This is a genomic window from Bradyrhizobium sp. Mp27, assembly GCF_029953005.1.
GTDB lineage: Bacteria > Pseudomonadota > Alphaproteobacteria > Rhizobiales > Xanthobacteraceae > Bradyrhizobium > Bradyrhizobium barranii.
This window is the reverse complement of the sequence record NZ_JASAUS010000433.1, coordinates 1-2,072: the sequence shown is the minus strand read 5'-3', so window position 1 is coordinate 2,072 and position 2,072 is coordinate 1. Positions and strand designations below refer to the sequence as shown.

The 2,072-nt window shown below is 58.1% G+C and carries 1 protein-coding gene and 1 pseudogene; one reads left to right on the top strand and one right to left on the bottom strand.

Annotated elements, in window-relative coordinates:
* The first annotated feature begins 466 nt into the window (after window positions 1–466).
* Complete coding sequence (locus QJT78_RS50655) at window positions 467–1,771, top strand: hypothetical protein (protein ID WP_157791308.1); 1,305 nt, start codon at window positions 467–469, stop codon at window positions 1,769–1,771.
* Between the two features lie 117 nt (window positions 1,772–1,888).
* Here QJT78_RS50655 and QJT78_RS50650 read toward each other — a convergent pair.
* A pseudogene (locus QJT78_RS50650) lies at window positions 1,889–2,072 on the bottom strand (IS5/IS1182 family transposase); the annotation flags it as partial.

Below are 2,072 nucleotides of genomic sequence, written 5' to 3'. Positions count from 1 at the left end.
CGCTCATCCAGGCAGAAAACTTATCTGACTGTGACTGCGGCATAGCAAGATATTGGCTACATATGATCTTGCCCATATCAATGGTTACCTGCGCATTCGCAACGATTGGAAATATCGAGACAGCAAACGTCAGACTGATCAATCTACATCTCATCGAGGTTGTCCTTGATGCTGATCTACAGGGATCTGGAGAGGGCTGCCGCCACAAGGACGCAAGAACACGAAGTCTCGCGCCGCTCATGTTGATCTAGATCAACAGAAGTCCGCTTGGGGTCACAAGCGGCTGTCGAAGTGAGCACGGCCCCGCGTCCGGTCTGCCGCCGATAGCCGACACTACAATGGTCTCAGCCTTGTTCGGCTAAGGGCCATGTGTGGACGTGCCGTCGCGCCGTCCGGGCAGCTATGTGCCTTATTTCACAGTCGCGAACGATGTGCAGTGCTAGTCTCGTCTACGGGGACCGGCAGAATGCTTGTGGAGGATCAAGCCATGCAAAGCAAAAGCGTCGGTGAACACGATCCAGAGGTGGTCTTCCGCGATGGCGTTGCATATTTCCGCAACGTTTCTTCTGCGCAAGAAAGAACTTCGATGCCCCGGGATCTCATCCGAGACCCCCCCGAATGGGTGCAGGCACTTGTTGGCAAGTCTGCCTCGGTCGCGGAGTTTCTGGCGGTTCTGGGCGCTCGGGCGCGAGACGCCCGTACCATGGATCAGCGTAAAGAACTCTTCACGGTGTTCGAGCAGTTCGCTCTGTGGCGAGAAGGTCGGGACGCCGCTGACCTCATTCTCGGCCCAGACTTCGCCTACAAACTGACGCTCGACTACGAACCGCATGTCGCCGCGCCCGCCGGGTTAAGGGATCCGGCCATCATTGTTTCCCCCGCCGACGTTCCAGTAATATTTCCAGGCGCCAATCCGGGGGGCGTCTGGCTCAATCCCTGGCAAGATGAATTCGTCTGGCCCGAAAAAGAGCTGCAGTCGCGCCATATCGATCGTCGGATATCCCAAGTGTGGCTTAACAATTGGCGTCCCTTCGTCGAGCTCTTCCTGTTCGACGGCCCCGACCTGCAAGGCCGGATGGCGCGCTTCGCCCGGGTGTGGACTCCGAACGCCGATTTGCCGATCGAACTCGACGAGCAGTCGTTGCGGGGTCAGGCGCGCAGCCTGCTCGGCGGCGAGTTCAACACGTCCGGCCGTCGCTTCAGCGCATCCGCGCGGCTCACTCAAGCAGCAGAGCAGTGCTTCGCAAGCGCGGTGGCAGCTTCTGCTTACGGCATGGCGACCTTGACGCGCGCCACCCAATTCTCTTGTGACGGCTACGACGGCTGGCTGAGAGTACCGCCGGGCACCCCCCAAACATATTCTCTTAATAAGAGAGCCGCATTGCGCGTTCGATGGGATTTCCAAATCGACGAAATCGAATACGGAATCACGGTTGGAACAATGACTGCCGAAAACTCATTTTTGTGCCCTGGCGATTTGCGTCCCATCCAATGGGAGGGAGCCTCGATCTCGAATGATGTTCCACCTCCTTGGCGAGGCGGCTCTCATGATTTCCCGCCGCCACACCGCTGGGGAATGCTCTTGATTTACGCTGTCGCTATCGAGTTTGGTAGGCAACTCCAGGGCCTTCTTCTTGACCTTGCCGGTTCACCCCCGAATTCGATGCTCGTCTTGCCCGGCCAATCGACGGCAATTCCTCAGGCACCTCAGCATGACCTCAGAGAGGTCGGGCAGACCACCGACGACGCGACAATCGTGTTCTTTCCTTAGGGCATGACTGTAAGCGACGGCACAAGATGATGACGGGCTATGTCCGGTTCGGGTCTTGGCCGTGTAAAAAACGGTTTCACGGGAGGTCGGTTCTGAGAGTTACGTGCCGAGGACGTTTCAGGCCGCGATCGCAGCGATTAGCCGCTTGGTTCCGATGATGTTCATGATCCGAGTCAGATTGTCGGCCAGCACGGAGAGTGCCATCTCAGCGGCGACCTTCGGAAGGGTTTTGGTGAGGAAGTGCGTCGCTCCCATGCGGGCCTTCATCGTGCCGAACGGATGCTCGACTGTCTCGCGACGC